This is a genomic window from Streptomyces sp. NPDC008317 (assembly GCF_042955955.1).
In the GTDB taxonomy this organism is placed as follows: Bacteria; Actinomycetota; Actinomycetes; order Streptomycetales; family Streptomycetaceae; genus Actinacidiphila.
The window spans coordinates 663,015-681,878 of sequence record NZ_JBIBFQ010000003.1; the positions used below are offsets into that span (position 1 = coordinate 663,015).

The following is an 18,864-nucleotide window of genomic DNA, read 5'->3' on the forward strand; positions in this document are numbered from 1 at the left end:
CGAGGGAGGCGGCGCGCGGGCGGCGGGCCGGGGCGGCTGCCGCGACCCCCGGGCGGCGGGCCGGAACCGTACGGGAGCGCGCCGTGGCGGCGGCCTTCGGGTGACGGCTCATGTCGCGTTGCCGCGCGCGAAGGAGGTCCGCAGCCGGTAGCGGTCGCCCGCGTACCGGATCGCCGAGGAGAGCAGCGGGCGCTGGCTCCGGTCGCGGACGATCTGCCGCATCTCCAGCACTGGCGTGCCCGCGGCGATGGCGAGGTGTCCGGCCAGTACGTCGTCGGCCGGACGCGCCTCGATCGTCGTGTCGGCCCGGTCGAGCTGGAAGCCGAGCCCCGCGATGGTGTCGTAGAGCGAGTGGTCGGTGAAGTCGACCTCGTCGAAGCCGACGGCGATGTCGGCGGGGACGAAGGACTCGTCCACCGCGATCGGCACACCGTCGAGCATGCGCACCCGGTCGACGCGGTAGAGCGGGGTGCCCGGCGCGATCTGGAACGCCTCGGCCTCGTCGAAGGTCGAGGTGCCCAGTTCGCGGCGGAGCACCCGCGAGGTCGGCACCAGGCCCATCCGGCGGGCCGTCTCGGTGAACGACTCCAGGGTGTTGGGCCACTCCTTGCGCTCGGGCACGCCGACGTACCAGCCGCGGCCGTGCGCCGGGCGCAGCACGCCCTCCTCGACCAGCGCGGTGAGCGCCTTGCGCAGGGTCACGCGGGAGATGGCGAGCATCTGGCACAGTTCGCGCTCGGGCGGCAGCCGTGAGCCGGGCTCGACCTCGCCCGCGGCGATCCGTTCCTGGAGCGCGGCCTTGGCCTGGAGCCACAGCGGCTCCGGGTAGTGCGTGGTGAGCGCCCGGGGCGCCGTGTGCTGCGTGCTCATGCCGGGACCTGGACCTTCTCCCATGTGCCCGAGCGCATGGAGGCGTAGCAGGCGTCGAGGACGCGGTTGACGACATGGCCGTCCTCGAAGGTCTCCAGCGGGGTCTCGCCGCGGGCGAAGCGGTCCACGAAGTGCCGCATCTCCTGGCTGAAGCCGTAGGCACGGGCCTCCTCGGGCACCGGGTGGACCCAGCCGGTGTCGGCGTCGGCCTTCTCCACCAGGTAGCCCGCGGGGTTCTCGATGAAGCCCCACACCGGGGTCGCCGAGGTGTCGGTGACCAACCGGCCCGCGCTGCCGACCAGTTCGTGGCGCAGTTGCATGCCGCCCTTCTCGATCCACGAGGACTCGACGGTGGCGAGCTGGCCGCCGGCGAATTTCAGCAGCGCGACGGCGGTGTCCTCGCCGGTGGTGCGGTCGGCGTGGGCGAGGGTGGCGCCCCAGGCGAAGACCTCGGTGACGGGGTTGTCCTTGCCGAAGAAGTGCCGGGCGGACTCCACGGTGTGGCAGCCCATGTCGAGCAGGGCGCCGCCGCCCGCGGTCCGCGCGTCCCAGAAGTGCGGGGCGTGCGGCCCGGAGTGCGCCTCGCGGGCGCGCAGGGTCAGCAGGTCGCCGATGGCGCCCGCGGCGACCATCTCGTGCGCCTTGGCGATGTTCGGCGAGAAGACCGAACTCTCGGCGTAGCCGTGCCAGATCCCGGCCTCGCGGACCACCCGCAGGATCTCGGCGGCCTCGTCGCCGTCGCGGGCCAACGGCTTGGTGCAGACCACGCCCTTGCCCGCGGCGGCGACCGCCCGTACCGCGTCCAGGTGTGCCTCGTTGGGCACGGCGACCACGACGAGGTCGACGTCCGGGTCCGCGCACAGCGCCGCCATGTCGTCGTAACAGGTCGCGTCCGGCGCCCACTTGGCGGCCAGCGCCTGTGCGCGTGCGAGGTCGCGCGAACAGGCGGCGACGAGCGCCGCGTTCCGTACGTCCTGGAGAGCGTCCGCGTAGGTGTCGCCGATGAATCCGGAACCGATGAGCCCGACGCCGATCACGCGTTCCTCTTCCCTCGTCATTCTCGCCCCATGATAGCAAAGTGGTTTTGCATTGGTCTTATAAAGGTACGCCACGTAAAGACCACGGAGTACCACTGTCCGGTGCGGCGCCCATCACGCCTCCAGCAGGCCGTCGAAGGCCCGGTCCAGGTCCTCGTCGACCACCCGCAGTCCGGGGTGGGCGTCGTAGTGCGCGAGCGCCTCACGCGCGCCCTGCGCGAAGGAGACCTCCGGCGCGAAACCGGGGACCAGCGCCCGCAGCTTGGAGGTGTCGAAGAGCATCGAGTGCCGGAAGTCGTGCTCCAGCACGTCCCGCCACCCCGGCACCAGCTCGGCGATCGACTCGCTCGACCGGTGCCGCAGCACCGGCTCCCGCACCCCGGCCGCGGCGGCCAGCGCGAGATGGATCTGGTCCCAGGTGAGGATCGCGCCGCTGACGACGTTGACGCTCTCGCCGATCGCCTGACCGTTGCCGAGCAGCGGGACGAAGGCGCGCGCGAAGTCCCGTGAGTGCGTCAGGGACCACAGCGAGGTGCCGTCACCGTGCACGACGACCGGCCGGCCCGCCCGCATCCGCTCGATCGCGGTCCAGCCCGCGAGCACCGGGATCACCGTGCGGTCGTAGGTGTGGAAGGGCCGCACGATCGTCAGCGGGAAGCCCGCCTCGCGGTACGCCTCCTCCAGCAGCAGCTCACAGGCGATCTTGTCCCGCGCGTAGCCGAAGTGCGGCTGGCGGCGCGGGCTGGACTCGGTGATCGGCAGCAGCGGCACCGGGCGGCCGAAGACCGAGCAGGTGCTGATGAAGACGTACTGCCCGGCCCTGCCGGCGAACAGCTCCCGGTGGTCGCGCACGTCGTCGGGCGTGAAGCCGACCCAGTTGACGACGGCGTCGAACTCCTCGCCGCCCAGCGCCGACGCGAGCGCGGCGGCGTCCCGAACGTCCGCGCGCAGCGACCGTACGCCCTCGGCCGGCGGCCGGACGGGCGCGGACCGCGTCACGATCGTCACGTCGGCGCGGCGCGCGACGGCCTCGCGGGCCGCCGCGGAACCGATCATCCCGGCGCCGCCGAGGAACAGCACCCTCATGCCCGCTCCTCGGTCGGCGCCGGGACGTGCGAGGCGCCGCGGGAGAGCCCGCGGCCGACCAGGTGGTCGTAGGAGCGGCGCAGCGCCTCGAACGTGTCGATGTGCAGCCGCTCCAGCTCGACGATGTGCCAGCGCAGGCCGGACGGCGTGGTCAGCGTGCGCGCCCAGTCGATCCGCCCCTCGCCGATGGGCACCATCACGTCGTCCTCGTAGCTGACGGCGGGGCCGTCCTTGACGTGCACGAAGCGCGCCCGGTCGCCGAGCCCGGCCAGCACCTCGGCCGGGTCGGCGCCGCCCATCTGCGCCCAGTAGGCGTCGAGTTCGACCAGGACGCGGTCGTCCAGCAGGTCGAGCAGCAGGTCGTATGCCTGCCGCCCGTCGAAGACCTGCGAGAACTCGGCGAAGTGGTTGTGGTACGCGATCCGCATGCCGCGCCCGGCGGCGCGCTCGGCGGCCTCGTTCACCCGCTCCACACCGCGCCTGATCGCGTCCGGCGAGTCGAACTCCTCGCGCTCCATGCTCCAGACCAGCACCTCGGCGCCCAGCTCCTGGTTGGTGTCCAGCAGCGCCTCGGCGTCAGGACCGGCGGGGAACGGGGTGTGCGCGCTGGTCAGCGCGAGCCCGGCGGACGCGACGGCGTCCCTGACCCGGGCGGCCCCGAAGTGCTCCACCAGGCCGTACGTCTCCACGCCCGCGTAACCGATCCCGGCGATCTCGGCGAGCGTGCCCTCCAGGTCGGCGCGGGCCAGATCGAGCACCGTGTACGTCATCACACCGATCTCGGCGGTCACGCGTCCTCCTCCGTACGGCGGGCCGCCCACAGCAGGGCCTGACGGACCAGGGCGCGCACCGGCGGCTCGCCCCACGAGCGCATGTCGTGGCCGAGCGCCAGATACACCACGCGGCCTTCCCCGGCCTCGCGGGCGTAGAGCACCGGGATCACCTCGCCGTCCGCGCGGCGGCGCGAGGCGAGGACCGTCACGTCGTCGTCGGCCAGCTCGAACTCGTAGTACTCGTCGAAGAGTTCGAAGTCGGACAAGCCGCGTGTGACCGGGTGGTCCGCGACGATCTCGACGGTGTGGCGGCCCTCGTGGTGACCGGGGCCGTGCGAGAGGTAGCGGTTGCCGAGCAGTTCGAACAGCGGCCGGTCGGCCGGGTCGAGCCCGTCGCCCGCCCAGCCCATGATGTTGGCGCCGTGCACGCCGACCAGGCCCTTGCCCGCGCGTACGGCGTCGGCCAGCGCCTGCTGCTGCTCGGTCGCGAAGTGGCCGCCCGCGGTGTAGAAGAGGTACACGTCCGCCTCGGCGGTCTCCGGCCGCGCGTCGACGAAGCGGCTGGTGCCCATCGCCTTGCGGGTCGCGAACCCGGCCTCGGTACCGAGCTGTTGGAAGACCTCGGCAGCGCTCAGCAGGTCGTGGTGGATGTCGTCGCCGTTCACGATGACCATGGCTCTCGGGGTCGAGAGGTGTGGCATTGCGTTCCTCACAGATGGCTTGGGTCGTGCGTCGTGGCGTGGCTCGGCGGCCCCCGCCCGGCCGCGGGAGGCGGGCCGGGCGGGGGCGGGGAGGGTCAGACGGGCTTGAGCCGCAGGGCGACGACGGGGTTGGGCACCGGGCTGAAGTACGGGTTCTGCGGTGTGGGGAACCCGGTGGCCTTGGCGGTGCTCCAGTTGCCGTAGCTGCCCCAGTAGAACATCGGGATCCACGGCAGGTTCTCGACGAAGATCTCCTCGATCCTGTTGATGATCTGCTGCCGCTGCTCGTCCGTGGTCGCCTTGGGGTACTCGGTGAACAGCGTCGCGGCCTCGGCGTTCTGGAACCGCTCGATGTTCTGGAAGGTCGGCGTCGCCTTGCCGACCGGGTAGTACAGATTCGGGTTGATCGTGTCGTTGTAGTACGAGAAGGCGCGCGGCGCGGAGTTGACCGGGTAGCCCATCGTGGAGTCGAAGTTCCCCTTGGACGTCAGCCCGTTGATGTCGTTGACCGTGGTCGTGTCGACGTTGAGCTTGATGCCGATGTCCTTGAGCTGCGAGACCAGCACCTGCACGCGCGCGGCGATGTCGGTGTACGCGGAGGGGAAGCTGATCGAGAACTCGACGCGCTTGCCGTCCTTGCGGTAGTAGCCGTCGCCGCCCTTGGCGTATCCGGCGTCGGTCAGCGTCTTGTGCGCCTTGTCGACGTCCTGGACGAAGTCGACTCCCTTGTACCGCGGGGCGATCGAGGAGGCGTAGGCGGGCATCGGCAGACCGGTGACGCTGGTCGCGGGCGGCGCGCCGCTGGCCGCGCCGACCTGCTTGCGGTTCACACCGAGACTGATCGCCCTGCGCACCGCGATGTCGCTGAGCGGCCAGCGCTCCAGGTTGGGGATGATGCCGTCGGTTCCGGCGATCGGGGCCCAGTAGTTGTAGTGCTTGTTCCGGCTGAGATACGTCTTGTCGGCATTGGCGATGTACGTGCCGCCCCAGTCCGCGAGGCCCTGGACGAGCGCGTTGGTCATGCTCTCGTTGTCCTTGTACGCCACGAACCGCAGCGAGCTGATCTCCGCCTTCGGCTGCCAGTAGTCCTCGTTGCGCACCAGCAGGAAGCTCTGCGCGGAGAACGACGACAGCTTGAACGGCCCGGTCCCCACGGGGTTCTTGTCGGTGTACGTCGTCGGGTCCTTGACCTTCGACCACAGGTGCTGGGGGACGATCGGCGCCGACACGATGTTGGTGAAGTGCTGCTCGGAGGGCGCGGGGAAGGTGAAGACGACCTGCGCCGGACCGGGCGCGGTGACCGAACTGAATTCGATGCCCAGCAGGTTGAGCCCCGGATACCGCTTGAGCATCGAGTACGTGAAGACGACGTCGTCGGCGGAGAACGGGGTGCCGTCCGTCCACTTCACACCGGTCCGGAGCTCCATCGTCAGCGTCTTGTTGCCGTCCGACCAGCGCCAGGACTTGGCGAGCCACGGCAGGTCGCGCCCGATGTCGACGGTGTTGATCTGCACCAGCGGCTCGTAGATGAAGCCGCCCTGGCCCTGCGGGGTGTAGGTGAGGCTCTGCGCGGTGTTGGCCAGGAACGGGTTGAAGACCTGGGTGAGGTTGTCGGACTGGCCCGCCACGGTGAGCGTGCCCTTGGCGGAGCCCGAGCCTCCCGCGGTTCCCGAACAGGCCGACAGGGCAAGGGTTCCCGCGCCCGCGAGGGCGCCTGCGAGAAGACCGCGTCTCGTCATTCCTGACGCGATCGACGACTGCGTTGTGGTCACTGTGCGTCTGCTCCTTCGGAGGTAGGGACAGCGGAATCGGGTGTGGGGAGAGCGGGTTCGTCGACAGTGGGGTCGGTCCCGGCCGGCCGCGCGGCGGAGGCGGTGACGGCCGCCGCGTTCTCTGCGCGCCGCCCGCGCGCCTGCTCGTCGTCCGCGTACAGCCAGCAGCGGGCGGTGTGGCCGTCGGTCAGGTCGAAGGACGGCGGGATGTCGGTGGCGCAGCGCTCCATCGCGTACGGACAGCGCGGGTGGAAACGGCAGCCGCCCGGCGGGGAGATGAGGCTGGGCGGCTGCCCGATGTCCTTGACCCGCGCGGCGCCGCCCCGCGAGGGATCGGGCGCGGAGGCGATCAGGAGCTGGGTGTACGGGTGCGCCGCCTGCTGGGTGACCGCTTCCGAGGGGCCGGTCTCGATGACCTCGCCCGCGTACATCACGGCGGTGTCGGCCGCGAAGTACCGCGCGGAGGCGATGTCGTGGGTGACGTACAGCATCGCGACGTTGCGTTCCTCGGTGAGGCGGCGCAGCAGGTTGAGGATGCCGAGGCGGATGGAGACGTCGAGGCTGGAGACCGGTTCGTCGGCGAGGAACACCTCGGGGTCGGCCGCCAGGGCGCGGGCGATGGAGAGCCGCTGGAGCTGGCCGCCGGACAGTTCGTGCGGGTACTTCTCGGTGAACTGCCGTGGCGGCACGAGGTTGATCTGCTGGAGCAGGTCGTCGATGACGGCGGTCTGCTCCTTGCCGCGCTTGCCGGGGTGGTGGATGGCCACCGCGCGCTTGAGGGTGCCCGCGATGGTGGCGACCGGGTTGAAGGACGCGAAGGGGTCCTGGAGGATCAACTGCACCTGGCGGACGTGGTCGCGAAAGGCCCGGCCGCGCGGCGACTTCACGGGGACGCCGTGCAGCCGCACCTCCCCGCCGGTGACCGGGTAGAGCTGGGCGAGCAGCCGGGCCAGCGTCGACTTGCCGGAGCCCGATTCGCCGACCAGCGCGGTGATCCGGCCCGCGTACAGGCTCAGGCTGACGTTCTCCACGGCGTGCACGACCTGCGGGGCCGCGCCGCGGCGCAGGCGTCCGCCGCGTACCGGGAAGTGCTTGGTCACGTTGACCGCTTCGAGCACCGGCCGGGCGCCGTCCGCGGCGCGGCCGTCGCGGGCGGCGGCCCCGGCGTTCTTCTTCGTCACGTCGCCGCTCATCGCATCTCACCTGTCACGAGTCGGTCCTGGTTCTGGGCGCCGTCCGCGTGCAGCAGGCAGGCGGCGTGCGAGGTGGCGCCGTCCGGCCCGGTGATCCGCAGGAGCGGCGGTACGTGGCTCCCGCAGGCGTCGAAGGCGAGCGGGCAGCGCGGCTGGAAGGCGCAGCCGCTGGGCAGCCTGCGCAGGTCGGGCGGCGAGCCGACGATGCCGGTCAGCTCCCGCTTGGGGCCGCCGAGGGTCGGGAAGGACGCCAGCAGGCCCCGGCTGTAAGGGTGTTGGGGGCGGCGGTAGAAGTCGTCGGCCGCCGCCGTCTCGACGATCTTGCCGCCGTACATCACGGCGATCGTGTCGGAGAGTTCGATCAGCAGCGACAGGTCGTGGGTGATGAAGACGACCGAGAAGCCGAGCCGGTCCTTCAGCTCCATGATCTTCTCGATGATCTGCCGCTGGATGACGACGTCGAGCGCGGTGGTCGGCTCGTCCATCACGATGATCTCGGGGTCGAGCGCGAGGCCGATCGCGATCATCGCGCGCTGCCGCATGCCGCCGGACAGCTCGTGCGGGTAGGAGCCCGCCCGGTCGGCGGGGATGCCGACGATGCCGAGGAGTTCGACCACCCGGGCGGCCCGTTCCTGCCGGGTCATCCGCGGCCGGTGCGCGACGATGACGTCCTCGATCTGCTCGCCGATCCGCATGATCGGGTTGAGCGCGTGCATGGCCGACTGGAAGACGATCGACAGCTCCTCCCAGCGAAAGCCCCGCAGTTCGGCGTCGCCCATCGCGAGCACGTCCACGGTGTCGCCGTCGGGCTTGGTGTAGACGATCCGGCCCTGGGTGATCTCGGCGGGCGGTTTGTGCAGCCGGGTGATGGCGTACGCGAGGGTGGACTTGCCGGAGCCCGACTCGCCCGCGATGCCGAGGACTTCGCCGCGCCGCAGGGTGAACGACACGTCGCTGACCGCCGGGGTGCGCTCACCGCCGTCACCGACGTACTCCACCCGCAGGTCGCGGACGTCGAGGACGACATCGGTGCTGTCCGGGGTGAAGGGCGTGACCTCGGTGCGGCGTTCGGCCGGGGCGTGGTTCTTGATCCGGCGGGCGCGCTTGGCGGCGACCTGGCCGCGCTGGGCCTTCTTGGTGCCGATCCCGGCCTGGCGCAGCCGGGGGTTGATGAACTCGTCGATGCCGAAGTTGACCAGCGACAGGGCGGTGCCGAGCAGGGCGATGGCCAGGCCGGCGGGGACGAACCACCACCAGGCGCCGGTCAGCAGCGCGCTGCCGGTCTGGGCCCAGTACAGGATCGTGCCCCACGACCACTGGGTGACGTCGGCGAGGCCGAGGAAGGCCAGGGTCGCCTGGGTGAGGATCGCGAAGTTGACGGTGCCGAGGAAGGACGCGGCGATCACCGCGAGCTGGTTCGGCAGGATGTCCTTGAGGATGATCCGCCAGGTCTTGTCGCCGGTGGCGCGGGCGGCCTCCACGAAGTCGCGTTTGCGCAGCGAGAGCGTCTGCGCCCGCAGCACCCGCGCTCCCCAGGCCCAGCCGGTGAGCGTGATGACCAGGATGATGCCGAGCGAGCCGCTGTGCGGCAGATAAGCGGCCAGGATGATCGTCAGCGGCACGCTGGGCAGCACCAGGAACACGTTGGCCAGCAGCGACAGCACTTCGTCACCGAGGCCGCCGACGTATCCGGCGGTGACGCCGACGATCACCGACAGGAAGGTGGCGAGGACCGCGGCGCCCAGGCCGACGAGCATCGAGGCGCGGGCGCCGTAGAGCATCTGCGACAGGACGTCCTGGCCGTTCTGGGTGGTGCCGAGCCAGTGCGCGGTGGACGGTCCCACGAGGGTGTCATCGCTGACCGTCGAGGGGTCGTACGGCGAGATCCACGGCGCGACGACGGCCAGGACGACGAAGACCAGCACGACCGCGAGGCCGATGAGGGTCAGCGGTGAGCGCAGCAGGCGCGACCGGAGGCGGGCGGGTCCGCCGGCGGGCTCGGCGGCGGTGTCGGCGGTGTCCGCCTCGGCGAGGGCGGCGGCTTGCACGGCCATGGATCAGCTCTCCCTTGTCCTCGGGTCGAGGAACACGTACGCGATGTCGGCGATCAGGTTGGCGATCAGCACCAGCACGGTGATGAGCAGGAAGATCGCGGACATCAGCGGGTAGTCGGCCGCCTGTGCGGCCTTGAACAGCACCGACCCGATGCCGGGGTAGTTGAAGACGACCTCGGTGACGATGGAGCCGCCGATCACGAAGCCGAGCGACATGGCGAAGCCGGAGAAGGACGGCAGCATCGCGTTGCGGGCGGCGTAGGTGTACATCACCCGGCGCCTGGGGAGCCCCTTGGCCTCGGCGAGCCGTACGTAGTCCTCGCTGAGCGTGGTGACCATCATGTTGCGCATGCTGATCAGCCAGCCGCCCACGGAGGCGACGGTGATGGTGACGGCGGGCAGGACGGCGTAGTTGATCGCGCTGCCGATGAACCCGGCGTTCAGGCCGATGGTCTGGTCGAGCCCGTAACCGCCGGACAGCGGGAACCACTTGAGGGTGATCGCGAAGACGTACACGATCATGATCGCGAACCAGAAGTACGGGATCGACGACAGGAAGGTGGTGATCGGTATCAGCGAGTCGAGCCAGGTGCCGCGCTTCCAGCCGACGAGCATGCCGAGCGTGGTGCCGATGACGAAGCCGAGCACCGTGCAGATGGTGACCAGGATCAGCGTCCAGTACATGCTCTGCCCGAGCACGGTGCTCACCTGCGACGGGTAGTAGGCGTACGAGGTGCCGAAGTCGCCGGTGAAGATGCTGTGCCAGTAACTGACGTACTGCTCCCACAGGTTCTTGTCGGACTCGCCGAACAGCACCCGCAGGGCCTGGACCGCGGAGGGGCTGAGCTTCCCGTGGAACTGCTGGATCAGGTTGTCCGCGGGGTTTCCCGGCATGACGCGCGGGATGACGAAGTTGAGGCTGATGGCCGCCCACGCCGTGAGCAGGTAGAAACAGATCTTCCGGAAAAGGATGCGCATGGGTCAGTTCCCTCGGGCTTCGAGGCGGCACGCCCAGCGGGCCGCGCGCCGGACGAGAAGGCGCACGGCGGGTTCTCCCCAGCTCCGCATGTCGTGGCCCAACTGGAGGTAGCAGACACGTCCGTCCCCGAATTCGCGGACGTGCAGCAGGGGTTCGGTGCCGCCGGGGGTCGTACGGCGGGCGAGGGTGAGCACGCCGGGCGCGGTCTCGACGTGGTAGTGCTCGTGCGTCAGCTCGAACGGCGGTATTCCGGCGGTCACTTCGTGTGCGCCGTCGAGGGTGACGGTGAACCGGCTCTCGTGGGGCGGTGGCCCGTGCGAGACGTACCGGCTGCCGACCAGGTCGAACAGGTCCGCGTCCACGGTGGTGGAGTGCAGGGCGATCAGTCCGGCGCCGCCGCGTACCGCGCGGGCCAGGCTCGCGCGCTGTGCGTCGGTGAAGCGGCCCAAGGCCGTGTAGAGCACGATGAGTTCGGCGTCGACCGGGCCGTCGAAGCGGCCGGTGCCGACGGCGGTACGGGTGACGAATCCCTCGTCGGTCAGCAGGGTCCGCACTTCGCGGGCGGCGGTGAAGAGGTCTTCGTGGACGTCGTCGCCGCTGAAGACGGCGAGGGCGGTGGGGCTGGCGGTTCTCGGCATCGTCGGGCCGCTCGTTTCAGTAGGTGGAGCGCAGTTCGCCGGTAGGGCTCCAGTAGCCCTGCGCACGCCCGCTGAGCAGGGCGTTGTCCATGCGGTCGAGCGGCAGCGGCACGCGCCGCCGGGACCGGCTGCTCTCGTAGGTCGCGAAGACCAGTTCGGCGCCGCGCAGGCCGTACTCGGCGTCGAGGGCGGGCTTGCCGCCGGTGCGCAGGCTGTCGACCGCGTCCCGCACCGCCTCGGCCGTGGCGGCCACGATCGCCGGGTCGACGCCTCGGTCCCAGGTGCGGGGGTCGGTGTCGAAGGGTGAGTCGTGGACCAGGTCGTCCTTGCCGAAGCGCTGGATCAGGCAGCGCGCGCCGCGGATGTCGGCGCGCCCGCGGGTGCCCTGGATGATCAGCCCCAGGTTGTTCTGGAGGTTGAGGACCGGGGTGTGCGGTTCGCGTCCGGTGGAGACCACCGCGCGGACGCCGTCGGCCCAGCCGATCTGGGTGACCGACGCGGTCTCGACGAAGGCGCCGTACACATAGCGGTCGAGCGTCACGTCGAGTTGGCCGAAGACCCACTCCGGTGCGGTGTCGCCGCGGTGGAAGAGGATCAGGTCGAGGATGTGGGTGCCCCAGTCGAACAGGTTCGGGCAGTACCCCTCGATGGTCACGACCTCGCCGATCTCGCCCCCGGCGACGGCTTCGCGGGCGAAGCGCTGCACGGCCTCGAAGCGGCGCTGGAGGTTGTAGGTCAGTTGCGTGCCGGCGTCGGCCGCGACCCGCGTCATCTCCAGGGCCTCTCCGTACGACAGCGCGACCGGCTTCTCGCAGTGCACCGCGCGGACCCCGGCCGCCGCCGCGGCCCGGACGATCTCCGGGTGCAGGGCGGGCGGTGTGCAGACGCTGACGACGTCGGGCCGTTCCAGGACGAGCAGTTCACGGTAGTCGCGGTACGTCCGCGGTACGCCCAGCTCCCCCGCCAGGTCCTCCGCGGTCCGCTCGTCGACGTCGGCGAGGGCGATGAGCTCGACGCCCGGCACCGCCCTCAGGCCGAGGCCGTGCACCCGGCCCTGCGAACCCGCGCCGATGACTGCCGCGGTGACGGATGCCATCCGCTCTCCTCCCCTGAGTCCCGCCTGAAGTGAGTCCCGCCAGGACCGCTTCCGGGGCTGTCGAGGGCCCGGACAGCGGTCGTTGGGTATGTGCCAAAGCCATACCACTTGCCGCCATCGTAATACGAAAGCCGGTCCTGTCTAGAGGGTGAAGCAGACCAGAATGCCGGGGAAACCGGGCGCACTTCGCACTTTTCAGCCACAGACAGGCACAATTCCGCCGTCACTCCGGCTGGATTCCTACGACACCACTACTGACCACATAGGACCACTTCGCTACGCTGGTCCCCGGTCGTCACCGACCCCGTCACCCCGCTCGGCCCGCCATCCCCGCCCAGCCGTCACACCACCAGCCGTCACACCACTCAGGCCAGGAGATCCGTATGAAGATCAGTCAGCTCGTCGGCCCGCGCACCTCGGAGGTCGTCGCGGCCGACGACCCGGTCCCCGGCGCCGGCCAGGTGCTGGTCGAGGTGCTGGCCAGCGGGGTCTGCACCTCCGACATCGGGCCGTGGCTCTCGCACGACCCGGCCGCGCCGCCGGTCAGGCTGGGCCACGAGATCGTGGGGCGGGTGGTCGGCACCGGCCGGGACGCGGGCCGCTGGGCGCCGGGCGACCTGGTGACCGGGCTCGGCGGCGAGGGATTCGCGACGCTCGCCGTCATGGACGCGCACGCCGTCCTGCCGGTACCGGCCGGGATCGAACCCGCGCACGCGATCGGCGAACCGGTCGCCGACCTGGAGGAGGCGCTGTCCCGTACGGGCGTGCGCGCGGGCGACCGGGTCGCCGTCGTCGGCCTCGGCTTCATGGGCCTCGGCCTGGTCCAGCTCGCCAAGCGGCACGCGCCGGGGCTGCTGGTGGGCGTCGACCCCGACCCGGCCCGCCGCGAGCGCGCCCTGCGGCTCGGCGCCGACCTCGTCTTCGCCCCCGACGACCTCCCGGAGGAGTACCGGAAGGACACCGGACGGGCCACCGACGCGCGGCTCGCCGTGGTCCTGGAGGCGACCGGCACGACGAGCGGGCTCGGCACGGCCGGCAGCCTGGTACGGCCCTTCGGCACCCTGTGCGTCGTCGGCTACCACCACACCGGCGACGCGATGATGGACATGGACCTCTGGTACAAGGCCGTCACCGTCGTCAACGGCTTCTGCCCGGACCGCACCCGGCTGATGGGCGCCATGCGCGACGCGCTGGCGCTGATCGGCGAACGCCGCTTCAGCTACGCGCCGTTGATCACCCACCGCTTCGGCCTCGAAGGCGTGGACGACGCCTTCCGCGCCATGACGGCGGCCGGTCCCGACTTCGTCAAGGGAGTGCTGGTGCTCTGACCACGCGCACGGCTGAGGTCGGCAACCGGTCCGGCCTCAGCCCGCGGCTCAGCCGTGCGAGCGCGCGAAGGACGTACGCAGCCGGTACCGGTCGCCCGCGTACTGGATCGTGGACTCGAACAGCGGCTCCTCGTCGGAGCCGACGGCGATCTGGTGCATGACCAGAAGCGGATCGCCCGAGGCCATGTCGAGCTGTCCCGCGGCGCGGTCGTCGGCCTTGGTCGCCTCGATCGTGCTGTCCGCGCGGACCGGCTCGACCCCGGCGGCGGAAAGCGTCGCGTACAGCGAGCGGTCCGCGAAATCGACGTCCTCGATGCCGGGCACCAGAGCGAGCGGAATTCGCGTCAGGTCCAGCGCTATCGGAACACCGTCGAGCAGCCGTACCCGCTCCAGCCGGAACAGCGGAGTGCCGGGCGCGATACCGAGCCGCTCCGCCTCGTCGATGCTGGCCGGGCTCGCCTGTGCCATTAATACCTTGGAGTGCGGCTTCAACCCCATTCGTGCCGCGGTCTCGCTGAAGGATTCCAGGCTGTTCGGCCATTCCTTCTTCGGCGCCGACTGCGTCACGTACCAGCCACGGCCGTGGGACGCGCTGAGCACGCCCTCCTCCACCAGGTGACCCAGGGCTTTCCTCAACGTGACCCGGCTGATGCCCAGTTGACGGCAGAGCTCCCGCTCGGGCGCCAGCCGCATTCCCGGCCTCAGCTCGCCCCGGTCGATTTCGCTGCGGATCAAATTCACCGCCTGGATCCACAGGGGTTCTGGATAGCCCGGCAGGATAACGCCCGCGACCTCGCGAGAGTCGTTCATACGTGAGGCCCCCATAATGACGCGCTCGCGACCTCCGGCCGCCGACGCCGTAACTGATGAACAGCGACGCTCAGGATAGCTTTCCGCCAGGTGGTCTGACCAGTTCCACGGGTCCCGGCGGCGGGACGGCCGGAACCGGCCGGTGCGAGCGGGTCCGCTCCCGCGCCCCGAATGCTTGAATGCCGGAGTGAATACGACATCGGGCGGCATCGATGTGCTGCGGGTCTTCTGCGGCCCCGACCGGCGGTACGGCAACCCGCTCGGCGTGGTCCGCGACGGCTCGCGCTACCCGGACCGCGCGGCACGGCAGGCCCTGGCCGGTGAACTCGGCTTCAGCGAAACGGTGTTCGTGGACGACCCGGAGCGCGGCGCGGTCGACATCTACACGCCGGGGCTGCGACTGCCCTTCGCCGGGCACCCGTTGGTCGGGGTCGCCTGGCTGCTCGACGTGGAGGTGCTCGAACCCGAGGTCGGGGAGGTCTTCACGCGCGACGACGGGGAGTTCACCTGGATCACCGTCCGCGCGGAGTGGGCGCCGCCGCGCACCCTGCGCGAATACGCGCTGCCCGCCGAGGTCGACGCGCTGGACGTGCCGGAGCCGGGCGAGTGGGTGTACGCCTGGGCGTGGCAGGACGAGGCCGCCGGCCGGATCAGGGCGCGCGCCTTCCCCGGCCGCGGCGACGGCATCGACGAGGACGAGGCGACGGGCGCCGCCGCGCTGCTGCTCACCCGGCAGCTCGGCCGCGCGCTGCACATCACGCAGGGCCGGGGCTCGCAGATCCTCACCGCGCCCGGCCCTGACGGCACCGTCGAGATCGGCGGCCGGGTGTGTCTGGAGGCCGTCCTTCCCGCGCCGCGGGCCCGCTGAGGCCGGCGCGGAGGCCGGCGCGGAGGCCGTCCGCCGACGTCACAAGTCGCGCGTTCCCCGTACACCGCCTTGACTGGTGGCGTTCGTGGCGTTCGTCGCCGCCGTGTTCGCGGTGCTCGCCATGTCCGCCTGTCACAGCCGTGTCCGCCGTGTCCGCCGTGTCCGCCGTGGAGGTCGCGTATGGCCGCCGCACCCTCCGGGCCTCCGGGCCGTGAGAAGGGCCGGGCCGACCGCGAGAAGGGCCTGGTCGGCCGTACGGTCGCGGGGGCGGCCGGGCGCGCGGCGCGGTGGAAGGCGCGCGGGCTGCGGCTGCGCCACGCGGCGGAACGCCGCTTCCCCGTCATCACCGAGCTGACCGCCCGCCTGCTGTCGGTGAATCTGCTGGACGCGGGCACCCGGCTGGCCGCCCAGCTCTTCCTGACCGCCGTCCCGCTGCTGTTCGTGGTCGCGGCCTTCGCGCCGAAGACCGTACGCGACCAGCTCGTGAGCACCGCGCGTAACGTCTTCGGCCTCACCGGGGCGTCGGACGAGCAGCTCAGGCAGGTCTACAGCGCGAACGGCGGGGATCTGCGGCAGACCATCGGGGTGATCGGCGTCCTGATGGCGCTGCTGTCCGCCACCGCGTGCAGCCGGGCGATGGCGCGGGTGTGCGAGCGGGCGTGGGGGCTGCCGCGCGCCTCGGTGCGGGTCGCGGTGTGGCGCTGGGTGGTGTGGATCGCCGCGTGGATGGTGGCGCTGGTGCTCCAGGGGCCGCTGCGCGACGGCTTCGGCGTCGGGCTGTGGCTCGGCCTGCCGCTGACCTTCCTCGCGGACGTGCTGGTGTGGTGGTGGACCCAGCGGCTGCTGCTGAGCAAGCGCGTCGCGTGGCTGCCGCTGCTGCCCGGCGCGATCCTCACCGCGCTGGCGATGACGGCCCTGTCGGTGACCGCCCGCCTCTACATGCCGACCGCCCTCAACCGCAGCCTGGCCAATTACGGCTCCCTGGGGTCGGTCTTCACGATGCTCTCCTGGCTGATCGCGATCTGCGCGGTGCTGACCTTCACCATCACCGCGGGCGCCGTGCTGGCCTCCGAGCCGCCGCTGGCCTCCCTCCTCGGACCCGCCGGCGGCACGGACCCGCGATCGCGCCGGAATGCCGGTGCGGACCGCGTCATCTAGCGTGGTCAGGGCGGGGGGACGCCTCGCGGCGGGCGCACCGCGGCGGGGGAACGGCGAAAGGTGCCCTCATGCGTCGCTACCCGCCGATCGCGGACCACGGCCTCATCGGAGACCTCCAGACCAGCGCGCTGGTGTCGTCGCGGGGCGTCGTCGACTGGTTCTGCGCGCCGCGCTTCGACTCGCCGAGCGTCTTCGCCTCGCTCCTCGACCACGACCGCGGCGGCTACTTCTCGATCGCGGCCGCGAGCCCTGAGGCGAGGGTCAGGCAGCTCTATCTGCCGGACACCGCGGTGCTCGTCACCCGCTTCATGACCCCCGACGGCGTCGGCGAGGTCATCGACTTCATGCCGGTGGACCGGCCGGAGACCGCCACCGACCGGCACCGGCTGCTGCGCGTCATGCGGGTGGTGCGCGGCACGGTCCGCTTCGCCCTGGAGTGCAGGCCGCGCTTCGACTACGGCCGCTGCGACCACCGGCTGCACGTGACTGACGACGGCACGGCCAGATTCGGCGCGTCGGGGGCGTGGGCGTACCTCCAGCCGGTCGGCCCGCTGGACCTCGAACGCGACGAGGAGGACGTCCGCGCCGCGGTCACGCTGGAGCAGGGCGAGATGGCCGCCGCGGTGCTGACGGTGTGCGCGGCGCACGGCGAGCCGCCCGAGCCGGTGACGGTGGACGGCCTGCGGGCGGAATTCGACGGGGTGCGGGAGTTCTGGCACGGCTGGATCCGGCAGTGCCGCTACCGGGGCCGCTGGCAGCAGGCGGTGAACCGCTCGGCGATCACCTTGAAGCTGCTCACGTACGCGCCGACCGGCGCTCCGGTCGCCGCCGCCACCATGGGCCTGCCGGAGCAGGTCGGCGGCGAGCGCAACTGGGACTACCGCTATACGTGGGTCAGGGACGCGTCGCTGTCGGTGAACGCGCTGGTCGACCTCGGTTTCACCGCGGAGGCGGACGCCTTCCGCCGCTGGCTCGGCGGGCGGCTGCGCGCGGGCGGCACGGTCACCGGCGAGCCGTTGCAGATCATGTACCGGGTGGACGGCGACCCGCACCTGGCCGAGGAGACGCTGGACCACTTCGAGGGCTACCGCGGCTCCGCGCCCGTCCGGCTCGGCAACGGGGCCGCCGACCAGCTCCAGCTCGACATCTACGGCGAGGCCGTGCACGCCCTGTCCCGGTCGCAGGACATCGCCCAGCTCGCCGGGTGGGAGGGCTGGCGGGCCTTCTCCGGGCTGCTGGACTGGCTGGCCGCGCACTGGGACCGCGCGGACGAGGGCATCTGGGAGACCCGCGGCGGGCGGCAGGACTTCACGTACAGCCGTCTGATGTGCTGGTCGGCCTTCGACCGCGGCATCCGGCTGGCCGCGGAACTCGCCAGGCCCGCCGATCTGGAGACCTGGACGACGGCGCGCGACACGATCATGGAACAGGTCATGGACCGCGGCTGGAGCGAGAAGCGGCACGCCTTCGTGCAGCACTACGGCAGCGAGGTGCTGGACGCGTCGCTGCTGCTGATGCCGGAGGTCGGCTTCGTCGCGCCGAAGGAGCCGCGCTGGCTGTCGACGCTGGACGCGATGGACGAGGAGCTGGTCTCCGACAGCCTCGTCTACCGCTACGACCCGGGCGCGTCCCCCGACGGGCTGCGCGGCGGCGAGGGCACCTTCTCGCTGTGCAGCTTCCTGTACGTCGGCGCGCTCGCCCGCGCCGGGCGCCTGGGCCCGGCCCGTTACGCCTTCGACAAGATGCTCACCTACGCCAACCACGTCGGCCTGTTCGCCGAGGAGATCGGGCCGACTGGTGAGCAACTGGGCAACTTCCCGCAGGCGTTCACGCATCTGTCACTGATCACGGCGGCGACGGCGCTGGACGAGGAGCTGGACAGGTCCGAGTCCTGACCGCCGGGCCCTGCCGCCGTCAGGCAGTCGTCGGGCCGCCGCCGTGGACGGTGGTGCTCCTGATGTCGCGGCCCTGGATGACCGGGGCGTGGAACACCCCGTCGTTGACGGTGTTGTTGACGACGCTGACCGAGCCACGACCGGCCGCCGGGGCCAACTCCTCCAGCAGCAGCCGCAGTTCCGCGGCGGCGGCCGGATCGTCCCGCAGGACGCGGCGCAGCCGGGTGCGCCAGCCCGCCTCGATGTCGGCGGCGGCGTCCGCGTCCCCCGAGACCCTGGCGGCCGTCAACTCGGCTCGGGAGAGCTGGAGTTCGTCGAGAGCGGCGGTCTCGTCCCCGGCGCGTCCGGCGGCCCCGGTCGTACCGTCGTCGGCTGCCGTACCATCCTCGGCCGCCGCCCCGGCGCTGCCGCCGCTGCCGCGTGCGAGGAACCGCGCCAGCCGGTCCCGTACCTGTGTCCAGGCGTCGGACGCCATCAGTGTGACCACCTGCGTCGCGCCCGACGCGGCCAGTGCCGCCAACTCCGCGTCCACGGAGCCCCCCTTCGTCCGCCGCCCCGCTCATCCGCGGGGCCGCCGCCACCAGCGTAGGGCGGGCGGGCCCGCCG

General features: G+C 71.5%; 17 protein-coding genes and 1 pseudogene. 4 read left to right on the forward strand and 14 right to left on the reverse strand.

All coding sequences use genetic code 11. From position 1 onward, the window contains the following. Window positions 1-108: 108 nt before the first annotated feature. From ACFY9V_RS12540 to ACFY9V_RS12595, 12 genes and pseudogenes are all read right to left on the reverse strand, one after another. Entirely contained in the window at window positions 109-870 is a 762-nt protein-coding gene (locus ACFY9V_RS12540) for a GntR family transcriptional regulator (RefSeq protein WP_355333197.1), read from the reverse strand. Continuing rightward, window positions 867-1,928, reverse strand: a complete 1,062-nt coding sequence (locus tag ACFY9V_RS12545; RefSeq protein WP_391048358.1) for a Gfo/Idh/MocA family oxidoreductase — start codon at window positions 1,926-1,928, stop codon at window positions 867-869. Before ACFY9V_RS12545 ends, ACFY9V_RS12540 begins: the two co-directional genes overlap by 4 nt. A 93-nt stretch (window positions 1,929-2,021) precedes the next feature. After that, the gene (locus ACFY9V_RS12550; RefSeq protein WP_391161154.1) at window positions 2,022-2,993 is read right to left on the reverse strand and encodes an NAD-dependent epimerase/dehydratase family protein; all 972 of its coding nucleotides are present in this window, start codon (window positions 2,991-2,993) and stop codon (window positions 2,022-2,024) included. Next, window positions 2,990-3,784: a sugar phosphate isomerase/epimerase gene (locus ACFY9V_RS12555; protein ID WP_355333205.1), complete on the reverse strand. Its 795-nt coding sequence runs from the start codon at window positions 3,782-3,784 to the stop codon at window positions 2,990-2,992. The genes ACFY9V_RS12550 and ACFY9V_RS12555 overlap by 4 nt, the downstream gene beginning before the upstream one ends. Next, window positions 3,781-4,440, reverse strand: a complete 660-nt coding sequence (locus tag ACFY9V_RS12560) for a ThuA domain-containing protein (RefSeq protein WP_366823664.1) — start codon at window positions 4,438-4,440, stop codon at window positions 3,781-3,783. Before ACFY9V_RS12560 ends, ACFY9V_RS12555 begins: the two co-directional genes overlap by 4 nt. 122 nt (window positions 4,441-4,562) lie before the next feature. Continuing rightward, entirely contained in the window at window positions 4,563-6,206 is a 1,644-nt protein-coding gene (locus ACFY9V_RS12565; protein WP_391161157.1) for an ABC transporter substrate-binding protein, read from the reverse strand. A gap of 29 nt (window positions 6,207-6,235) precedes the next feature. After that, window positions 6,236-7,432, reverse strand: coding sequence for an oligopeptide/dipeptide ABC transporter ATP-binding protein (locus ACFY9V_RS12570; protein WP_391161159.1), 1,197 nt, complete (start codon window positions 7,430-7,432; stop codon window positions 6,236-6,238). Beyond that, the gene (locus ACFY9V_RS12575; protein WP_391048662.1) at window positions 7,429-8,436 is read right to left on the reverse strand and encodes an oligopeptide/dipeptide ABC transporter ATP-binding protein; all 1,008 of its coding nucleotides are present in this window, start codon (window positions 8,434-8,436) and stop codon (window positions 7,429-7,431) included. Before ACFY9V_RS12575 ends, ACFY9V_RS12570 begins: the two co-directional genes overlap by 4 nt. Before the next feature lie 207 nt (window positions 8,437-8,643). Further along, a pseudogene (locus tag ACFY9V_RS12580) lies at window positions 8,644-9,486 on the reverse strand (ABC transporter permease); the annotation flags it as partial. Window positions 9,487-9,489: 3 nt separating this feature from the next. Next, window positions 9,490-10,464, reverse strand: a complete 975-nt coding sequence (locus tag ACFY9V_RS12585) for an ABC transporter permease (RefSeq protein WP_355333214.1) — start codon at window positions 10,462-10,464, stop codon at window positions 9,490-9,492. Window positions 10,465-10,467: 3 nt separating this feature from the next. Further along, a complete protein-coding gene (locus tag ACFY9V_RS12590; RefSeq protein ID WP_391048373.1) occupies window positions 10,468-11,103 on the reverse strand; it encodes a ThuA domain-containing protein in 636 nt (211 codons plus the stop codon). Window positions 11,104-11,119: 16 nt separating this feature from the next. Continuing rightward, window positions 11,120-12,199 (reverse strand): Gfo/Idh/MocA family oxidoreductase, encoded by a 1,080-nt coding sequence (locus tag ACFY9V_RS12595; protein ID WP_391161162.1) that lies wholly within the window; start codon window positions 12,197-12,199, stop codon window positions 11,120-11,122. Window positions 12,200-12,582: 383 nt separating this feature from the next. On the opposite strand from ACFY9V_RS12595, the gene ACFY9V_RS12600 reads away from it, so the two are divergent. Then, complete coding sequence (locus tag ACFY9V_RS12600; protein ID WP_391161164.1) at window positions 12,583-13,527, forward strand: zinc-binding dehydrogenase; 945 nt, start codon at window positions 12,583-12,585, stop codon at window positions 13,525-13,527. A 48-nt stretch (window positions 13,528-13,575) separates the two neighbouring features. On the opposite strand, the gene ACFY9V_RS12605 is transcribed toward ACFY9V_RS12600, so the two are convergent. Continuing rightward, the gene (locus tag ACFY9V_RS12605; protein ID WP_355333224.1) at window positions 13,576-14,337 is read right to left on the reverse strand and encodes a GntR family transcriptional regulator; all 762 of its coding nucleotides are present in this window, start codon (window positions 14,335-14,337) and stop codon (window positions 13,576-13,578) included. A gap of 187 nt (window positions 14,338-14,524) precedes the next feature. Between ACFY9V_RS12605 and ACFY9V_RS12610 the strand changes: the two genes are divergently transcribed. The 3 genes from ACFY9V_RS12610 to ACFY9V_RS12620 all read left to right on the forward strand — a co-directional run bounded on the left by ACFY9V_RS12610 (window position 14,525) and on the right by ACFY9V_RS12620 (window position 18,258). Further along, window positions 14,525-15,205 carry a PhzF family phenazine biosynthesis protein gene (locus tag ACFY9V_RS12610; RefSeq protein ID WP_391048380.1) on the forward strand — a complete coding sequence of 227 codons (681 nt, stop codon included), beginning with the start codon at window positions 14,525-14,527 and terminating at the stop codon, window positions 15,203-15,205. Window positions 15,206-15,385: 180 nt separating this feature from the next. Then, window positions 15,386-16,363, forward strand: a complete 978-nt coding sequence (locus tag ACFY9V_RS12615) for a YhjD/YihY/BrkB family envelope integrity protein (RefSeq protein WP_355333229.1) — start codon at window positions 15,386-15,388, stop codon at window positions 16,361-16,363. 68 nt (window positions 16,364-16,431) lie between these two features. Beyond that, window positions 16,432-18,258: a glycoside hydrolase family 15 protein gene (locus ACFY9V_RS12620; protein ID WP_391161167.1), complete on the forward strand. Its 1,827-nt coding sequence runs from the start codon at window positions 16,432-16,434 to the stop codon at window positions 18,256-18,258. A 19-nt stretch (window positions 18,259-18,277) separates the two neighbouring features. Here the strand turns inward: ACFY9V_RS12620 and ACFY9V_RS12625 are convergent, their stop codons facing one another. Then, window positions 18,278-18,790, reverse strand: coding sequence for a hypothetical protein (locus ACFY9V_RS12625; RefSeq protein ID WP_391161169.1), 513 nt, complete (start codon window positions 18,788-18,790; stop codon window positions 18,278-18,280). Window positions 18,791-18,864 lie beyond the last annotated feature (74 nt).

Bases quoted from the DNA above. Each gene is read 5' to 3' on its own strand.
- ACFY9V_RS12615 (WP_355333229.1), top strand. From the start codon at position 15,386: ATGGCCGCCGCACCCTCCGGGCCTCCGGGCCGTGAGAAGGGCCGGGCC.
- ACFY9V_RS12605 (WP_355333224.1), bottom strand. From the start codon at position 14,337: ATGAACGACTCTCGCGAGGTCGCGGGCGTTATCCTGCCGGGCTATCCA.
- ACFY9V_RS12560 (WP_366823664.1), bottom strand. From the start codon at position 4,440: ATGGTCATCGTGAACGGCGACGACATCCACCACGACCTGCTGAGCGCT.
- ACFY9V_RS12590 (WP_391048373.1), bottom strand. From the start codon at position 11,103: ATGCCGAGAACCGCCAGCCCCACCGCCCTCGCCGTCTTCAGCGGCGAC.
- ACFY9V_RS12550 (WP_391161154.1), bottom strand. From the start codon at position 2,993: ATGAGGGTGCTGTTCCTCGGCGGCGCCGGGATGATCGGTTCCGCGGCG.
- ACFY9V_RS12545 (WP_391048358.1), bottom strand. From the start codon at position 1,928: ATGACGAGGGAAGAGGAACGCGTGATCGGCGTCGGGCTCATCGGTTCC.
- ACFY9V_RS12540 (WP_355333197.1), bottom strand. From the start codon at position 870: ATGAGCACGCAGCACACGGCGCCCCGGGCGCTCACCACGCACTACCCG.
- ACFY9V_RS12565 (WP_391161157.1), bottom strand. From the start codon at position 6,206: ATGACGAGACGCGGTCTTCTCGCAGGCGCCCTCGCGGGCGCGGGAACC.
- ACFY9V_RS12570 (WP_391161159.1), bottom strand. From the start codon at position 7,432: ATGAGCGGCGACGTGACGAAGAAGAACGCCGGGGCCGCCGCCCGCGAC.
- ACFY9V_RS12600 (WP_391161164.1), top strand. From the start codon at position 12,583: ATGAAGATCAGTCAGCTCGTCGGCCCGCGCACCTCGGAGGTCGTCGCG.
- ACFY9V_RS12620 (WP_391161167.1), top strand. From the start codon at position 16,432: ATGCGTCGCTACCCGCCGATCGCGGACCACGGCCTCATCGGAGACCTC.
- ACFY9V_RS12595 (WP_391161162.1), bottom strand. From the start codon at position 12,199: ATGGCATCCGTCACCGCGGCAGTCATCGGCGCGGGTTCGCAGGGCCGG.
- ACFY9V_RS12585 (WP_355333214.1), bottom strand. From the start codon at position 10,464: ATGCGCATCCTTTTCCGGAAGATCTGTTTCTACCTGCTCACGGCGTGG.